Source organism: Pseudomonas sp. PLB05 (genome assembly GCF_021106615.1).
GTDB lineage: Bacteria > Pseudomonadota > Gammaproteobacteria > Pseudomonadales > Pseudomonadaceae > Chryseomonas > Chryseomonas benzopyrenica.
This window is the reverse complement of the sequence record NZ_JAJOHO010000003.1, coordinates 177281-192841: the sequence shown is the minus strand read 5'-3', so window position 1 is coordinate 192841 and position 15561 is coordinate 177281. Positions and strand designations below refer to the sequence as shown.

The window sequence follows — 15561 nt, the reverse complement described above, 5'->3', positions numbered from 1 at the left end:
GATCATGAGCGAACCCTCTGCCGAATCCACCCTGTTGCTGGACATCGAGGACCGTGTGGCCCTCATCACCCTCAACAGACCCAAGGCGCTCAACGCCCTCAATGCTCAGCTACTCACTGAGTTGGACGCCATGCTGGCGCGGCTGGACGCCGATCCCGAGGTGGGGTGCGTGGTGCTCACCGGCTCGGCCAAGGCCTTCGCCGCCGGCGCGGATATCAAGGAAATGGCCGGGCAGGGTTATCCGCAGATCTACTTGGACGACTACTTCCGCGTCGCCGACCGCATCGCCGAGCGCCGCAAGCCGCTGATCGCCGCCGTGGCCGGCTACGCCCTGGGCGGTGGTTGCGAACTGGCGCTGCTGTGCGACTTCATCTACGCCGCCGACACCGCCCGCTTCGGCCTGCCGGAGATCACCCTGGGCGTCATTCCCGGCATCGGCGGCACCCAGCGCCTGACCCGCGCCCTGGGCAAGGCCAAGGCCATGGAGCTGTGCCTGACCGGTCGACAGCTGGAGGCCGCCGAAGCCGAACGCGCCGGCCTGGTCGCTCAGGTCTTTCCCGCCGACGAGCTGCTGGAGCGCACCCTGGAGGCCGCCCGTGGCATCGCCAGTCGTTCCCTGCCAGCGACCCTGCTGCTCAAGGAAAGCGTCAATCGCGCCTTCGAAACCAGTCTGGCTGAGGGCATCCGCTTCGAGCGCCGGGTCTTCCACTCGCTGTTCGCCAGCGCCGACCAGAAGGAAGGCATGGCCGCCTTCGTCGAGAAGCGTCCGGCGAAGTTCGAGCATCGCTAGGCCATAGCGGCGAGGAGAGGTAGATCGTGTCAGCCAACGGGTTACGCGAGCGTTATCAGGCCTATCTCGACTGCCTCAACTGCCAGGCCTGGGCGGAGCTTGGCCGCCATGTCCACGAAGCCGTCGAGCACAATGGCCGACCCCTGGGACTGGCGGGTTACCACGCCATGCTCGAAGGCGATCACGCCGCCATTCCCGATCTGTGCTTTGTCGCACGCCTGCTGGTGGTCGAGGCGCCCTGGCTGGGGGCGCGGCTGGACTTCGACTGCACGCCATGGGGCAAGCTGTTCGGGCTGGCGGTGAACGGGAGGCAGGTACGCTTCAGCGAGCACGTCTTCTATCGCTTCGAAAACGGCCGCATTCGCGAGGTGCGCTCGGTGATAGATACGGCCGCCATCGCGGCCCAGCTGATGGTGGGCTAACCGGCGCGGCTCTTGCGCTGGCGATAGCCCAGGGGACTGAGGCCCGTCCATTTGCGAAAGGCGCGCTGGAAGGAGCGAGGATCGGCGAAGCCCAGGCGAAGGGCCAGTTCATCCAGGGGCAGGGCGCCTTGATCCAGCTGGCGACATGCCAGGCGGCAGCGGCGCTCGTCCTTGAGGCGTTGGTAGGACTGGCCGCCTGTCGCCAGCTGGCGTCTCAGGGTGGCGGGCGAGAGGCCCAGGTCTGCGGCCAGGCCGACGGCGTCCGGCCAATCTTCGGGGGCGCGGCTGCGCAACAGGGTGCGGATGCGGGCGATCAGGTTGCCATCATCGCGATAGTGCACCAGCAGATTGCCCGGTGCGGCGGCGATGAAGCGCCGCGCATCCGCGGCACTGCGGCGGATCGGCAGGGCCAGGGCGGCGGCGTCCAGCACCAGGCGGTCGTCGTCGCTGGCGAAGCTCAGGTTGGAGCCGAAGCGCTGGCGATAGTCGGCCAGCAGTTCCGCTGGCGGCTCCTGCCCGGTCAGGCGGATCTCCGCCAGCGGCAATCGACGGCCCACCAGCCAGCAGGCCAGGCCATGCAGGATCAGCCAGAGGGTAAGGACCGCGAAGCTACTCGGCAGACTGCCGGATGCCAGTCGCAAGATCGCCCGCTCCCCGTCGCGTTGCAGCCGCAGATTTACCCCCAGGGTCAGGCGCAGGAAGTCGGCGCTGTGCCGCAGGGCATCGCCCAGGGTCGGCTGCAGACGGGCGCTCTGGCAGAGAAAGGCGAAGCTGCCCGCCGGCAGCGGGCGCGGACCCAGGGCGAAGAATTCGTCATCGAAGCGCCGCGCCAGGCGATACCACAGCTGGCCGAACAGCGGCGCCGAGAGACGCTCGCGGTCAAGTAGCAGGTCGGATAGCCGGACGCCTTCGGCGGCGAGCAGGGCGTCCGGCAACTGACCGCTTTGCCGGCAAAGCCCGGCCAGGGCCTCGTCGAGGATGCCCGGGGCCAGGCTGTCGCGCGGCAGGTCGGTCACAGGTGCAGCGCCCGGCCCAGGGCACGCAGCGCCGCCTCCTGCACCGCCTCACCCAGGGTGGGGTGGGGGTGCAGGGTGGCGGCCACGTCTTCCAGTTGCATGCCCATCTCCAGGCTGTGGGAAAAGGCCGTGGCCAGTTCCGCCACCTGCTGTCCGGTGGCCTGCCAGCCGAGGATGCGGTGGTCATCCGCGCGGGCCACTACCCGCACGAAGCCTTCCGGCGCCTCCAGGGTAAGGGCGCGGCCATTGGCGGCGAAGGGGAAGCTGGCGACCTTGGTCTCCAGGCCTTGCGCCTTGGCCTGCTCGGGGGTGAGGCCGACCACCACGATCTCCGGATCGGTGTAGCAGACCGCCGGAATGGCCACCGGCGCGAAGCGCCGACGCTTGCCAGCGATGAGCTCAGCCACCACTTCGCCCTGAGCCATGGCGCGATGCGCCAGCAGCGGCTCGCCGGTCAGGTCGCCAATGGCCCAGACGTCGGTCATGCTGGTGCGGCAGCCGTCGTCGACGCGGATATAGCGGCCGTCGTAGTCCAGCGGCAGGCGCTCCAGGCCTTTGGTGCGCGGTCGGCGGCCGGCCGACACCAGGATGCGTTGCGCCGGTAGGACCTGCTCCTGGCCATCACTGGAGGTCATTCGCAGGCCCGCGCCATCGGCTGCCAGGCCAGCGACGGTGCAGTTCAGGTGCAGCGCGATGCCCAGGCGTTCCAGCCGCTGGCGCAGTGGCGTTGTCAGCTCGGCGTCATAGCCGGGCAGCAGTCGCGACTGGGCTTCCACCACGGCGACCCGGGCGCCGAGCTTGCGATAGGCGATGCCCAGCTCCAGGCCAATGTAGCCGGCGCCCACCACGACCAGATGCTCGGGAATGTCGGTGGGCGACAGCGCCTCGGTCGCCGAGATCACCGGGCCACCGAAGGGCAGGTTGGGCAGCTCCACCGAGGTGGAGCCCATGGCCAGCACCAGGTGCTCGGTGCGGATGCGCAGTCGCTCACCGCCGGCACGCTGCACCTCGACGGTCTTGCCGTCGAGGATTTCGGCCCAGCCCTCGATTACCGTCACGCCCTGCTTCTTGAGCAGGGCGGCGACGCCGGTGGTGAGACGATCGACGATGCCGTTCTTCCAGGCCACGGCCTGGCCAAGATCCAGCTCCGGGCGGCCGTGGCGGATGCCCAGGCTGCCATGCTCAGCGCGACCGCAGGCGCGATGGTATTCCTCGGCGACATGGATCATCGCCTTGGAGGGAATGCAGCCGACGTTGAGGCAGGTACCACCGAGGGCGGCGCCCTCGACCAGGGTGGTGGCGATGCCCAGCTGGGCGGCGCGCAGGGCGGCGACATAACCGCCGGGGCCGCCACCGATGATGAGGAGTCGGGTGTCCATGGCTACTCCAGGAAGAGGGTGGCGGGTTGTTCGAGCAGCTGGCGCACGGCCTGGATGAAACTGGCGGCGTCCTGGCCATCGATCAGCCGGTGGTCGAAAGAGGCGGAAAGATTCATCAGCTTGCGTGGCACCACCAGGCCATGGCGGAAGGCCGGGCGCTCGACGATGCGATTGACGCCGATGATGGCTACCTCGGGATGGTTGATGATGGGCGTGGAGGCGATGCCTCCCAGCGGACCGAGGCTGCTTATGGTCAGGGTCGAGCCGGACAGTTCGTCGCGACCGGCCTTGCCGCCGCGCACTGCGGTGGCCAGCCGGGCCACCTCCTGGGCGCAGCCCCAGAGATCCAAGGTCTCGGCGTGCCGTACCACCGGCACCGCGAGACCCTGTTCGCCCTGGGTGGCGATGCCCAGGTGCACGGCGCCGTAGCGGGTCACGGTGCTGCTGTCTTCGTCGAAGCGCGCATTCATCTGCGGAAAGTCCCGCACCGCCACTACCAGGGCGCGAGCCAGGAAGGGCAGCAGGGTGAGATGGGCACGACGCCCCTGCCAGCGCTGGTTGAGGGTGGCACGCAGGGCTTCCAGCTCGGTGACATCCACCTCTTCCACATAGGTGAAGTGGGGGATATGCCGCTTGGCGGCCTGCATCTTCTCGGCGATCTTGCGTCTCAGGCCGATCAGCGGGATGCGCTCCTCGCCGCTGCGTTTCGCCAGGCCACCGCCGCCGGTGGCCGGTGGCAGTCCGGCGTCGCGTTGCTGCACATAGGCTTCCAGATCGCCATGCAGGATACGTCCGCCCTGACCGGTGCCGGTGACGAATCTTAATTCGATGCCCAGTTCCCAGGCGTGCTGACGGACCGCGGGAGACGCCAGCGGGGGGCTGCCCGGGGCTGGGCGGGAGGCCGGTCGATCATCTTGGCGAGGGGCCTCCGGTTCCGGACGGCGCGGGGCAGGTGCCGCCTCGGACTTGGACGCTTCCGCCTTGGGTGCCGGTGCCGGTGCTGGCTCTGCCGGCGCTGGTCGGCTGGCTTCGCGCACGTTGCCGTCACCGGCCACTTCCAGGCGGATCAGCTCGGCACCGACGGCCAGGACCTGGCCAGGAGCACCGCCCAGGGCGACCACCCGGCCCACCACCGGCGAGGGGATTTCCACCATGGCCTTGTCGGTCATGACGTCGGCCAGGGTCTGGTCCTCGCCGACTTCATCCCCTACCGCCACGTACCACTTGACCAATTCCACCTCGGCGATGCCTTCGCCGATGTCGGGCATCTTGATGACATGGGTACCCATCTCAGACCTCCATGACGCGCTTAAGCGCGGTGCCGACCCGGGACGGACCCGGGAAGTAGTCCCATTCCTGGGCGTGGGGATAGGGGGTATCCCAGCCGGTGACCCGCTCGATGGGCGCCTCTAGGCGATGGAAGCAGTGCTCCTGCATCAGGGACACCAGCTCGGCGCCGTAGCCGCAGGTACGGGTCGCTTCATGCACCACCACGCAACGGCCGGTCTTGGTCACCGAGTCGGTGAGGGTCTGCAGGTCCAGCGGCCAGAGGCTGCGGATGTCGATCACCTCGGCGTCGATGCCGGTCTCGGCGGCTGCCGCCAGGGCGACCCAGACGGTGGTGCCATAGGTCAGTACCGTGACCTGCTTGCCCGGACGCACCACGGCGGCCCGCTCCAGTTCGACCCGGTAGTAGCCATCCGGAACGGCGCTGGCCGGGTGTCCCGACCAGGGCGTCACTGGACGGTCGTGATGGCCGTCGAAGGGGCCGTTGTAGAGGCGCTTGGGTTCGAGAAAGATCACCGGGTCGTCGCTCTCGATGGAGGCGATCAGCAGACCCTTGGCGTCATAGGGATTGGACGGCATCACGGTACGCAGGCCACAGACCTGGGTGAACATCGCCTCCGGGCTCTGGCTGTGGGTCTGGCCTCCATAGATGCCGCCACCGCAAGGCATGCGAAATACCAGCGGCGAGGTGAACTGGCCGACCGAGCGATAGCGCAGCCGCGCCGCCTCGGAGACGATCTGGTCGATGGCGGGATAGGCATAGTCGGCGAACTGGATCTCCGCCACCGGGCGCAGGCCGTAGGCGCCCATGCCCACCGCAGCGCCGGCAATGCCGTTCTCCGAGATGGGCGCATCGAATACCCGCGAGGCGCCATATTTGGCCTGCAGGCCCTCGGTGCAGCGAAAGACGCCGCCGAAGTAGCCGACGTCCTCGCCGAACACCACCACGTTGTCGTCGCGTTCGAGCATCACGTCCATCGCCGAGCGGATGGCCTGGATCATGGTCAGGGTGCTGCGGCTGCCGGCCTGGGTCGGCAGGTTGGTTTCCTGTTGTACGGTCATGGCGTCACTTCCCGAGCTGTTGGCGTTGGCGGCGCAGGTGCGGCGGCAGGTCCTGGTAGACCTCCTCGAACATGTCGGCGGCGCTGGGGGCGAGATCGCTGGCAAAGGTGCCGTGGGCTTCCGCGGCCTTCTGCGCGGCGGCCACCTCGGCTTCCAGCTCGGCGGCCAGCGCCTGGTGCTGCGCGTCCGACCAGAGACCACGGCCGATCAGATGCGCCTTGAGCCGGTCGATGGGGTCGCCCAGGGGGAAGTGCGCCCAGTCATCGGCGGGTCGGTACTTGGACGGATCGTCGGAGGTGGAGTGGGGGCCGGCGCGATAGGTCACCCACTCGATCAGGGTCGGCCCCAGATTGCGCCGGGCGCGTTCGGCGGCCCAGCGCGAGGCGGCCAGTACCGCGAGGAAGTCGTTGCCATCCACCCGTAGCGCAGCGATGCCGTAGCCAATACCGCGGGTGGCCAGGGTGATGCCCTCGCCGCCGGCGATGGCCTGGAAGGTGGAGATGGCCCACTGGTTGTTGACGATGTTGAGGATCACCGGCGCCCGGTAGACATGGGCGAAGGTGAGGGCGGCATGGAAGTCGCCTTCGGCGGTGGCGCCATCGCCGATCCAGCCGGCGGCGATGCGGGTGTCCCCCTTGATCGCCGAGGCCATGGCCCAGCCCACTGCCTGGATGTACTGGGTGCCCAGGTTGCCGGAAATGGAAAAGAAGCCAAGGTTGCGGTAGGAGTACATCACCGGCAACTGGCGACCCTTGAGCGGATCGCGGGCGTTGGATAGCAGCTGGCAGATCATCTCGTCCAGCGGCGCCTCGCGGGCGATGAGGATGCCCTGCTGGCGGTAGGTGGGGAAATGCATGTCGTCCGGACGCAGGGCCAGGGTCTGGCCGACGGCGATCGCTTCCTCGCCCAGGCACTGCATATAGAAGGACAGCTTCTTCTGCCGCTGGGCCTTGAGCATCCGGGCGTCGAACAGGCGCGTCTTGAGCATGGCCCTCAGGCCTTGCAGCAACAGGTCGGGCGCCTCTTCCGTGGCCCAGGGGCCGACGGCGCGACCCTCTTCATCGAGGATGCGGATCAGCTGGGTCGCCAGCTCGCGGGTATCCACCGGCGCTACGTGGACGGGTGGTTTTTCCGCACGGCCAGCGGGGCAGAGCTGCAGATAGTTGAAGTCGGTAGGACGGCCCGGTCGGCCACTGGGTTCGGGGACGTGCAGGCGCAGGGGTGGGTAGTCGCTCACGGCCGACCCCCCAAGTAGGTAAGGGGGCGGGCGGGTCGCAGGACGGGTTGGCCGTCCGGGTGCGATGCAGGGTGCCACATGGTGGAGGCCTCGGCATTCTTGTTATTGGTCACCTGAGTATAGGCCGGCTCTGCTAGCCGTTTTGCCGCAATTTGGAGGTGGGCAGCAGGGTCGTTTGGTGCTATTGAACTCTCTACAAGAACAACAGTAGAGGTTTTGCACCATGGCTGGTCTGGACCGTATCGACCTGCGCATCCTCAATGCCCTGTCCGCCGATGGCCGTCTGAGCTGGCGCGATCTGGCACAGAAGATCGGGCTGTCGCTGACCCCGACGCTACGGCGGGTCAAGCGTCTGGAGGAGGAGCGCTATATCCAGGGGTATCACGCCCAGCTCGACGAAACCCGGCTGGCCGGCAGTGTCAGCGTCTTCGTCTCGGTACGCCTGGAAAAGCAGTCCACCGATTACCTGCGCGCCTTCGAACGAGAGATCGTCAAGGCGCCCCAGGTGATGAGCTGTTTCCAGATGACCGGCGATGCCGACTATGTGCTGCGGGTGGTGGTGCAGGATCTGGCAGCCTACCAGCACTTTCTCGCTGATACCCTGACCTGCATTCCCGGGGTGGCCAGTGTGACCTCGGCGTTTTCGCTCAAGGCCGTGCTGTTACGACCGGCGCCGCCGCTCTGAAGCGCTCGCAGGGTCAGTGGATACCGAGTGAGTCCCGGGCCCGCTGCGCCTGGGCGGCGCAATAGGCGAGGTCCCGCAGGCGGGCGGTATCTAGCATCAAGGTCAGTCGGCGTTCGCTGGCAGGCCGACCGAGCTGCACCGGCAGGCCACCATCTGGAGTCAGGGGGCCGAACAGGCAGTCGATATTGGGCAGTTGCGCGACGAACTGGTGGGTGAGGGCAAGCATTGTTATTGTCCGAGAACCAGGGTGGCAATGTGACAGCATTCACATCGCCAGGGTTCCCCGATCGTCAGGCGCTGGGCGTGACCGAATAGGCGACACCATTCACGGCATCGATCAGTTGACCGATGGACCAGGGCTTGGGCAGGAAGCGCACCTTGCACTTGATGCTGGCCGTGGACGGCGTTTCGTAGCCGGACATGACGATAATGGGCATATCTGCCCAGCGTTGGCACACCAGATTGGCCAATTGAGCGCCATCCATGGAGCCGGGCATGCGGATGTCCGTCAACAGGATGTCGATATTGGCGTCTTCTTTCTCCAACAGTGACAAGGCAGCATCGGCGGAGTCAGCGGCGATGATATTGAAGCCTTCGGGCTCGAGGATCTCGGTGACGAAATCCGCGACCAGTGGCTCGTCGTCCACCACCAGGAGAGTGGGTCGGAAGACAGGGGTTCCCGGCTGTTCTGCGCGCATGACTGGACCTTATATACAAGACGTTGCTCAGCCTTGGATAGCGGCAACCCGAGAAAATTCCCCAGGCCATGTGCCACTAAATTTGGCGTCAGATTTCTGTCTTCCTGCCGTGATTATTTTGTCGCGCGCAGCTTTCACGGGCTGCGACGCTGTACCGCGCATATTTGGTTACGTTTCCCGCAAAGGCTCTAGGGCGCTGTTTTGCGGTGCCCGATAGACGCGCCTGACCGCCAGCGCGGTGAAAGGTTTCAGCTACCTGGCATATGACTTGTATTAGGTAAGGCAACTGCAGGACGCAGGGTACTTTTTTGTCACGTCCCAGTGGCCTTACCTAAACCCAGGCTTCGCTCGTACACAAAGGACATCGACGCCACGCCTCCCAAAGCAGTATCTGTCCATGACGCCTATCCGCTCCTTCGCTACCGCCCTTCGTCGTCCGCTCGCCGCGGCCGCCACCGTTCTCGCGCTGTCCGCTGGCATTGCCCAGGCCGAGCCTGTCAGCCTGGTCGGTCTGAATCTGTCGGGTGCGGGCTTCGCGCCTCAGGTGCTGCCCGGCATCAATGGCACCAACTACATCTTCCCGGTGGAAGCCTACTTCCAGCAGTGGAGCGCGCGGGGCGTCAAACTGATCCGTTTCCCCATCATCTGGGAACGCCTGCAGCCGCGTCTGGGCGGCCCGCTGGACAGTGCCTACGTGGCGCTGGTGAACCAGACCTTCGGCTACGCGCAAAAGCACGGCATCAAGATCATCCTCGACCTGCACAACTATGCCCGCTATCGCGGTCAGGTGATCGGCACCAGCGGCGTCCCCTATGCCCGCTATCAGGAGATCATGACCCACATCGCGCGGCAGTGGAGCGGCCAGTCCTCGCTGTACGCCTACGACATCATGAACGAGCCCCACGATGCCATGGCCTACTGGCCGACCGCGGCCCAGTACGGCATCAATGGCGTCCGGGCGGTGGACAGCACCCGGCCGGTGATCGTCGAAGGCAACGGCTGGTCGAGCGCCACCCGCTGGGCCGAATTCAATGATGCCCTGCTGGGGCTGAAGGATCCGGCCAACAACATCATCTTTTCGGCGCACTCCTACTTCGACGAGAACGCCGGCGGCAGCTATGACAAGACCGACGTCAACAAGCTCGATGCCAACTATGGCGTGACGCGGGTGAAGCCCTTCGTCGATTGGCTGAAGAAGAACGGCAAGCGTGGCTATATCGGCGAGTTCGGTGTCCCGGACAACAATCCGCGCTGGAACCTGCTGATGGACAACATGCTGGCTTACCTGAAGCAGAACTGCATTCCGGCCTCCTACTGGGCCGCAGGTCCCGGCTGGGGCAGCTACTTCATGTCGGTGGAGCCCATCAATGGCCAGGAGCGCCCGCAGTGGCCGACCCTGCGCAAATACCTGGACGACAGCAGCTGCACCGCCATCGGTCCAAACGCCAGTGGCAGCACCGCGCCGGCCGCCGGCGGTACCGGTACTGGCAACAGCGGCTCCACCGGTGGCAATGCCGGCGCCGTGGGCAATTCCGGTGGTGGCAGCGCTGGCAACACCGGCAACACTGGCAATACGGGGAGCAACGCCGGGGTCCAGATTCCGCCGAGCACCGGTGCCACCGCAGGCACTGTCACCTCGGTGGTCAACGACTTCACCAACCCGGACTGGCACAAGGGGGTGTTCCTCAAAAAGGCTGCGATCTCGGTACCCGGAACCGCGGTGAATCGCGCCGCCTTCAAGGCCGGCGCCTACCTGACCACCGCGGATGGCCAGGTACGGCGGATCTCCTCGGTACAGGCCGGCAACAGCCTGGGCGTCTTCACCGAGGGCACGCCCTTCAACGGCAACGCCGTGGGCTATCCCAAGACCGTGACGGTCTCGCCCACCGGGGTGACCAGCGCCGCCAGCGTCAGCAGTGCCATCAACGACTTCACCAACGCCGACTGGAATCGCGGCGTCTACCGTCGCGCCGCGGCCATCTCCATCCCGGCGACCGCAGCCAATCGCTCGGCCTTCAAGCTGGGTGGCTCGGTACGCCTCGTCAACGGCCAGATCCTCAAGATCAGCTACGTGCAGGATGGGGCGAAAAACTTGGGCGTGTTCTTCGATGCCAGCCGGCTGGATGCCAGCGTCGGCTATCCCAACACCCTGATGTCCTTCAGTCGCTGATCCTCGGGATCAGGCAACAAAAAACCCGGTGGCCATTGGCCACCGGGTTTTTTGTTGCCTGCTTAAAGATGGATGAAGGTGGTGACCTCTCCCGGTTGCACCCGGCATTCATCCACGGCATGGATCACCCCAGTGGTCAGGGCCGCTTCCGGACTCAGTAGCCGGGCGTTGGCCTTGAGGCAGCTGTGGATGTCCAGGGCCTCTGCGGCACCGGCGGTGCGCTCGGCGACGATGCGGGCATAGAGGTCCAGGTCGTAGTCCAGGCACATGGCGTATTCGGCCATGCGTGCGTGGTCCACCGAGTTGTTCAGATTCCAGTAGAAGGAGTGGTAGAGGAATTTGCTGTGACGACTGGCGGTGCGGTGTTCGCCGGCTAGGAAGAGGATGTTGCCCATGGACTCGACGGTACCCAGGTTGTGGGTATGCACCGGCAGCGGCAGGGACAGCAAGAAGTTGTACATCGTGAAGCCGTAGCTGCAATCGCCGCCCATGGTGGCGATCTTGAGCAGGATGCGCGAGGCGTCCTGCTGCACGGCCTGGGAGCACTGGGCGATCAGCTGGCCGCAGCTGGTGGAATTGATGGGACCGGTGAAATGGATGACATGGGTGCTCATGAGGCCTACCGACGCGCCGGGGAGCCCGGCGGAAGGCGGGCTCTATAGGAGTTGCTTCGGCGGCTTTCGGGCGGGCTTGAGCGCTGGCGTCGGCTGGCCGACGAAGCGCGTCCCGGGCGGATGGGCTGCGCCTGAGCGCAGCCGCGAGATTAGCGCAGTAGGAGCATCGGCACTTCGGTCTTGTGCAGCAACTGGGTGGTGCGACTGCCGCGCAAGAAGCGCCAGACCGAGGAGTGGCTGTAGGCACCCATGATCAGCAGATCCGCCCGGCGTTCGTCGAGGTGGCGGGGGACGATGCGCTCCACGTCACCATGGGCGACGGTGGTGTCCACCCGGCAACCGGCGCTGCGCAGCAGCAGGGCCAGGTCCTCCAGGCGCTTGCGCAGGATCGGATCGTCTTCGCCAACCCGCAGCAGGGTGCCGCTCATGCCGGCCAGTAGCGGACTGCGCGCCAGCGCCAGGATGCCCTGGTGGGTGGCCTCCCGCCCGTCGTAGGCGATGGTGAATTGCCGTGGCGGCTTGAACGGCCCCGAGCAGATCAGGATCGGCCGGTGCACGGCGCGCACCACGGCTTCCAGCTGGCTGCCGATGCCGCTGTCCCCTGAGCGCTCGCCGCGCTTGCCGATCACCAGCAGGCGGGTGTCGGCTTCCAGGGCCTTGAGGGTATCCACCAAGCCCTCGGGCCGCCGCAGGATCTGCGGGGCGGAGGTCAGCCCCTGCTGCAGCAGGCGCTGGCGGGCATTGAGCAGCAGCGCCTTGGCCATCCCGGCACCGACGTCTTCATCCAGATAGACCGGGGCGCCATTGGCGACCTTCTTGCCGCTACTGGCCGATTCCTGCACATGCAGCAGGGTGACGGGTGCATCCAGCCGCCGCGACAACCAGGCGGTGTGGTCGCAGACGCTTTCGGCGTGGGGAGATCCATCAATGCAGGCGAGCAGGGAGGCCATAACGGTATTCCTTGAAGAGACCGGGACCAGACACGATCCCTGTCAGGAGCGTAGCACCCGCTCAGCGCCTGCTGATGACGCTTGGGTGTCATCTTCGGCTTTTGCTGGGCAGGTCACGGCCGTCATCCCGGACGCCCTCACATTTCGTAGCGATCGAGTTCTCGGGTGATCAGCAAGCGCTGGATTTCACTGGAACCCTCGTAGATCTGGGTGATGCGGATATCGCGGTAGTACTGCTCCACCGGATAATCCTCCAGGTAGCCATAGCCGCCATGGATCTGGATGGCCTTGGAGCACACCCATTCGCCCGTCTCGGTGGCGAACAGCTTGGCCTGGGAGGCCTCGCTGAGGCAGGGCTGGCCCGCCGTACGCAGTCGCGCTGCATGCAGGATCAGCAGCCGCGCGGCATTGAGCCGGGTGTGCATGTCGGCCAGCATGTTGGCGATGCTCTGGTGCTGGATGATGGCCTTGTCGAACTGGATGCGTTCGCGGGCGTAGCCCAGCGCCGCCTCGAAGGCCGCGCGAGCGATGCCCAGGGCCTGGGCGGCGATGCCGATGCGCCCGCCTTCCAGGTTGGACAGGGCGATGGCCAGCCCCTTGCCGCGCTCGCCCAGCAGGTTGGCCGCCGGGATCCGGCAGTTGTCCAGGGTGACCGCGCAGGTGTCGGAGGCGCGCAGGCCCATCTTGTGTTCGGTGCGCTCGACGCGAAAACCGGGAGTGTCGGTGGGTACCAGAAAGGCCGACAGGCCCTTCTTGCCCAGCTCCGGATCGGTCACCGCGAAGACGATGGCCAGGCCGGCGCGGCGCCCGTTGCTGACGAACTGCTTGCTGCCATTGAGCACCCAGCTGTCGCCGTCGAGGACCGCGCGGGTGCGCAGGTTATGGGCCTCGGAGCCGGCCTGGGGTTCGGTCAGGCAGAAGCAGCCAATGACCTTGCCGGCGGCCAGGTCGGGCAGCCAGTGATCCTGCTGTTCGGCGGTGCCGTAGCGCAGCAGTGGGCCGCAACCCACCGAGCTGTGGATGCTCATCAGGGCGCCGAGGCTGCCGTCGCCGGCGGAGATCTCTTCCACGGCCAGGGCATAGGCGACGTAGTCCATATAGGTGCCGCCCCATTGCTCGGGCACCACCATGCCCAGCAGGCCCAGCTCGCCCAGTTGGGCGACCACGGCGTCGTCGATCCACTCGGCCTTTTCCCAGGCCCGGGCGTGGGGCGCGACCTCGCGGCGGGCGAAGTCACGCGCCATGTCGCGGATCATGCGTTGTTCTTCGGTGAGTTCGATGTCGTGCATGGAAGCCTTCCTCAGGAATGGCGAAAATCGGTGAAAAAGGCCGCGACGCGGCGTGGATCCAAATCCTGCCAGCGAGCCGGATTCCAGTGCGGCGTGCGGTCCTTGTCCACCAGCATGGCGCGCACCCCCTCGATGATCTCGCCCTTTTCGAACCAGCGACGATCCAGGTGCAGCTCCAGCGCGAAGCACTGCTCCAGCGACAGCCCGCCGCCTTGACGCAGCAATTCCAGGGCGGTGGCGACCGCCAGTGGCGAGCGGGCGTCCAGGGTGGCCAGGGTCTCCTGGGCCCAGTCGCGATAGGCGGAGCGGCTTTCCGCCTGCAGGCTGCCGCGCAACTCTTCCACGGTCGCCGCGGCGAAGTGTTCGGCGATGGCGGGGCGCAGGTCGGTCAGACGCGCCGACTCGGCCGGCGCCGTGGCGAACTCCTGCAGCAGGGCGGCCAGATCGGTCGGCCCCTGGGCAGTGGCCGCCTCCAGCCGTTGGAGGAGGTCGTCGGTCGTCGCTTCGGCAATGAAGACATCGGCCAGGCCGGCGGCCAGGGCATCGGCCGGACCGATCTGCACGCCGGTCAGGCCCAGATAGAGGCCCAGCTGATCCGGCAGGCGTGGCAGGAAGTGGCTGGCGCCGACATCGGGGAAGTAGCCGATGGCGGTTTCCGGCATGGCCATGCGGGTGCGCTCGCTGACGATCCGCAGGCGCGCCGCCTGCACCAGGCCCATGCCGCCGCCCAAGACCAGGCCGTGGGCCAGCGCCAGCACCGGCTTGGGATAGCGGTGCAGCGCTAGGTCCAGGGCGTATTCCTCGGTGAAGAAGGTCAGATGCAGGTCGTCGCCACGCTGGTAGCTGTCGTACAGCGCCCGGACGTCGCCACCGGCGCAGAAGGCCTTGGGCCCGTTGCCGCGCAGCACGATCACCCGCACGCCAGGGTCCTGTTCCCAATCGCGCAGGGCTCCGTGCAGCGCGCGCACCATCTCCAGGTCCAGGGCATTGAGCCCGGTCGGGCGATCGAGGGTCAGATAGCCGACCCCGCCACGTCTTTCCAGCAGTACCTTGGCGTCGCTCATGCACCGTCCTCGTCCAGGTAGTCCTGGATGATGGCCGAGAAATCCAGGCCGCCGCCACCCGCGCGGCTGAATCTCTGATAGAGCTGCTGCGCAACCGCCCCAAGGATCACCGGCTGGCGCACGGCGCGCGCCGCCTCGGTGGCCAAGCCCAGGTCCTTGAGCATGAGTTCGGCGGCGAAGCCACCCTGGTAACCGCGCGAGGCTGGCGCCTGGGGCAGCACGTCCGGATAGGGGTTGTTGACCTCCGAACTCCAGCAGCGCCCGCTGCTGGTATTGATCACCCCGGCCAGGGTCTTGGCGTCCATGCCCAGGCGGGTACCCAGGGCCATGGCTTCGGCTACCCCGATCATGGAGATGCCCAGCAGCAGGTTGTTGGCGACCTTGGCCACCTGGCCGTTGCCGCTGGCACCGCAGTGCACCAGGTTGCGACCCATGGCGGCCAGCAGCGGCTGGGCACGCTGGAAGCCGGCCTCGCTGCCGCCAATCATGAAGGTAAGAGTCCCTGCCGCGGCGCCGCCGGTGCCGCCGGAGACCGGGGCGTCCAGCAGTTCCAGGCCGCGCTCGGCGGCGGCGCTGGCCACCGCGCGGGCGCTGAGCGGGTCGATGGTGGAGGAATCGATCAAGAGGGTGCCCGGCCGGGCCCGGGCGATCAGTCCGTCCTCGCCCAAGTAGACCGTCTTCACCTGGGCGGCCGCCGGCAGCATGGTGATGATCACCTCCGCGCCACTCGCCGCCACGGCGGAGGGCGAGGCGGCGACCTCCGCTCCTTCGGCGCGCAGTGCGTCCAGCGCGGCGGTGGAAAGGTCATAGACGGTCAGCTGGTGGCCGGCCTTGAGCAGGTTGCGGGCCATGGGCGCGCCCATGTTGCCCAGTCCCAGAAATCCCAGATGCATGCTGG

16 protein-coding genes are annotated in these 15561 nt (G+C 66.8%); 4 read left to right on the top strand and 12 right to left on the bottom strand.

Annotation, left to right across the window (positions count from 1 at the left end; genetic code table 11):
- Window positions 1–4: 4 nt before the first annotated feature.
- Window positions 5–790 carry an enoyl-CoA hydratase gene (locus LRS53_RS13605; protein WP_231356261.1) on the top strand — a complete coding sequence of 262 codons (786 nt, stop codon included), beginning with the start codon at window positions 5–7 and terminating at the stop codon, window positions 788–790.
- Between the two features lie 26 nt (window positions 791–816).
- Window positions 817–1212, top strand: a complete 396-nt coding sequence (locus LRS53_RS13600) for an ester cyclase (protein ID WP_231356259.1) — start codon at window positions 817–819, stop codon at window positions 1210–1212.
- On the opposite strand, the gene LRS53_RS13595 is transcribed toward LRS53_RS13600, so the two are convergent.
- Genes LRS53_RS13595 through LRS53_RS13575 form a run of 5 tightly spaced genes read right to left on the bottom strand, consistent with a single transcriptional unit; the run spans window position 1209 to window position 7193 of the window.
- Window positions 1209–2228, bottom strand: coding sequence for a helix-turn-helix domain-containing protein (locus tag LRS53_RS13595; protein WP_231356258.1), 1020 nt, complete (start codon window positions 2226–2228; stop codon window positions 1209–1211). The two genes, LRS53_RS13600 and LRS53_RS13595, sit on opposite strands and share 4 nt — an antisense overlap.
- Window positions 2225–3607, bottom strand: coding sequence for a dihydrolipoyl dehydrogenase (lpdA, locus tag LRS53_RS13590; RefSeq protein ID WP_231356256.1), 1383 nt, complete (start codon window positions 3605–3607; stop codon window positions 2225–2227). The genes LRS53_RS13595 and lpdA overlap by 4 nt, the downstream gene beginning before the upstream one ends.
- A gap of 2 nt (window positions 3608–3609) precedes the next feature.
- On the bottom strand, window positions 3610–4896 hold the full coding sequence (locus LRS53_RS13585) for a dihydrolipoamide acetyltransferase family protein (RefSeq protein WP_231356254.1): 1287 nt from the start codon (window positions 4894–4896) through the stop codon (window positions 3610–3612).
- A gap of 1 nt (window position 4897) precedes the next feature.
- Entirely contained in the window at window positions 4898–5956 is a 1059-nt protein-coding gene (locus LRS53_RS13580) for an alpha-ketoacid dehydrogenase subunit beta (protein WP_231356253.1), read from the bottom strand.
- 4 nt (window positions 5957–5960) lie between these two features.
- Window positions 5961–7193: a thiamine pyrophosphate-dependent enzyme gene (locus LRS53_RS13575; RefSeq protein WP_231356252.1), complete on the bottom strand. Its 1233-nt coding sequence runs from the start codon at window positions 7191–7193 to the stop codon at window positions 5961–5963.
- Between the two features lie 223 nt (window positions 7194–7416).
- Between LRS53_RS13575 and LRS53_RS13570 the strand changes: the two genes are divergently transcribed.
- Window positions 7417–7878, top strand: coding sequence for an Lrp/AsnC family transcriptional regulator (locus LRS53_RS13570; protein WP_017642824.1), 462 nt, complete (start codon window positions 7417–7419; stop codon window positions 7876–7878).
- A gap of 13 nt (window positions 7879–7891) precedes the next feature.
- Here the strand turns inward: LRS53_RS13570 and LRS53_RS13565 are convergent, their stop codons facing one another.
- A complete protein-coding gene (locus LRS53_RS13565; protein ID WP_231356251.1) occupies window positions 7892–8104 on the bottom strand; it encodes a hypothetical protein in 213 nt (70 codons plus the stop codon).
- A 64-nt stretch (window positions 8105–8168) separates the two neighbouring features.
- Window positions 8169–8576 carry a response regulator gene (locus LRS53_RS13560; RefSeq protein ID WP_231356250.1) on the bottom strand — a complete coding sequence of 136 codons (408 nt, stop codon included), beginning with the start codon at window positions 8574–8576 and terminating at the stop codon, window positions 8169–8171.
- A gap of 397 nt (window positions 8577–8973) precedes the next feature.
- On the opposite strand from LRS53_RS13560, the gene LRS53_RS13555 reads away from it, so the two are divergent.
- Entirely contained in the window at window positions 8974–10746 is a 1773-nt protein-coding gene (locus LRS53_RS13555; protein WP_231356249.1) for a glycoside hydrolase family 5 protein, read from the top strand.
- 62 nt (window positions 10747–10808) lie between these two features.
- Here LRS53_RS13555 and LRS53_RS13550 read toward each other — a convergent pair whose 3' ends face one another.
- The 5 genes from LRS53_RS13550 to mmsB all read right to left on the bottom strand — a co-directional run bounded on the left by LRS53_RS13550 (window position 10809) and on the right by mmsB (window position 15556).
- Entirely contained in the window at window positions 10809–11360 is a 552-nt protein-coding gene (locus LRS53_RS13550; RefSeq protein ID WP_007162210.1) for an ATP-dependent Clp protease proteolytic subunit, read from the bottom strand.
- 149 nt (window positions 11361–11509) lie between these two features.
- The gene (locus LRS53_RS13545) at window positions 11510–12310 is read right to left on the bottom strand and encodes a universal stress protein (protein WP_231356248.1); all 801 of its coding nucleotides are present in this window, start codon (window positions 12308–12310) and stop codon (window positions 11510–11512) included.
- A 137-nt stretch (window positions 12311–12447) separates the two neighbouring features.
- The gene (locus LRS53_RS13540; RefSeq protein ID WP_064308847.1) at window positions 12448–13599 is read right to left on the bottom strand and encodes an acyl-CoA dehydrogenase family protein; all 1152 of its coding nucleotides are present in this window, start codon (window positions 13597–13599) and stop codon (window positions 12448–12450) included.
- Between the two features lie 11 nt (window positions 13600–13610).
- Window positions 13611–14663 carry an enoyl-CoA hydratase/isomerase family protein gene (locus LRS53_RS13535; RefSeq protein ID WP_173148244.1) on the bottom strand — a complete coding sequence of 351 codons (1053 nt, stop codon included), beginning with the start codon at window positions 14661–14663 and terminating at the stop codon, window positions 13611–13613.
- Window positions 14660–15556, bottom strand: a complete 897-nt coding sequence (mmsB, locus tag LRS53_RS13530; protein ID WP_231356247.1) for a 3-hydroxyisobutyrate dehydrogenase — start codon at window positions 15554–15556, stop codon at window positions 14660–14662. The genes LRS53_RS13535 and mmsB overlap by 4 nt, the downstream gene beginning before the upstream one ends.
- Window positions 15557–15561 lie beyond the last annotated feature (5 nt).

What these genes read in the sequence shown, in the direction of transcription:
- LRS53_RS13580 (WP_231356253.1), bottom strand. Translation starts at nt 5,956, where the DNA reads ATGACCGTACAACAGGAAACCAACCTGCCGACCCAGGCCGGCAGCCGC.
- LRS53_RS13555 (WP_231356249.1), top strand. Translation starts at nt 8,974, where the DNA reads ATGACGCCTATCCGCTCCTTCGCTACCGCCCTTCGTCGTCCGCTCGCC.
- LRS53_RS13585 (WP_231356254.1), bottom strand. Translation starts at nt 4,896, where the DNA reads ATGGGTACCCATGTCATCAAGATGCCCGACATCGGCGAAGGCATCGCC.
- mmsB (WP_231356247.1), bottom strand. Translation starts at nt 15,556, where the DNA reads ATGCATCTGGGATTTCTGGGACTGGGCAACATGGGCGCGCCCATGGCC.
- lpdA (WP_231356256.1), bottom strand. Translation starts at nt 3,607, where the DNA reads ATGGACACCCGACTCCTCATCATCGGTGGCGGCCCCGGCGGTTATGTC.
- LRS53_RS13560 (WP_231356250.1), bottom strand. Translation starts at nt 8,576, where the DNA reads ATGCGCGCAGAACAGCCGGGAACCCCTGTCTTCCGACCCACTCTCCTG.
- LRS53_RS13540 (WP_064308847.1), bottom strand. Translation starts at nt 13,599, where the DNA reads ATGCACGACATCGAACTCACCGAAGAACAACGCATGATCCGCGACATG.
- LRS53_RS13565 (WP_231356251.1), bottom strand. Translation starts at nt 8,104, where the DNA reads ATGCTTGCCCTCACCCACCAGTTCGTCGCGCAACTGCCCAATATCGAC.
- LRS53_RS13545 (WP_231356248.1), bottom strand. Translation starts at nt 12,310, where the DNA reads ATGGCCTCCCTGCTCGCCTGCATTGATGGATCTCCCCACGCCGAAAGC.
- LRS53_RS13535 (WP_173148244.1), bottom strand. Translation starts at nt 14,663, where the DNA reads ATGAGCGACGCCAAGGTACTGCTGGAAAGACGTGGCGGGGTCGGCTAT.
- LRS53_RS13570 (WP_017642824.1), top strand. Translation starts at nt 7,417, where the DNA reads ATGGCTGGTCTGGACCGTATCGACCTGCGCATCCTCAATGCCCTGTCC.
- LRS53_RS13550 (WP_007162210.1), bottom strand. Translation starts at nt 11,360, where the DNA reads ATGAGCACCCATGTCATCCATTTCACCGGTCCCATCAATTCCACCAGC.
- LRS53_RS13605 (WP_231356261.1), top strand. Translation starts at nt 5, where the DNA reads ATGAGCGAACCCTCTGCCGAATCCACCCTGTTGCTGGACATCGAGGAC.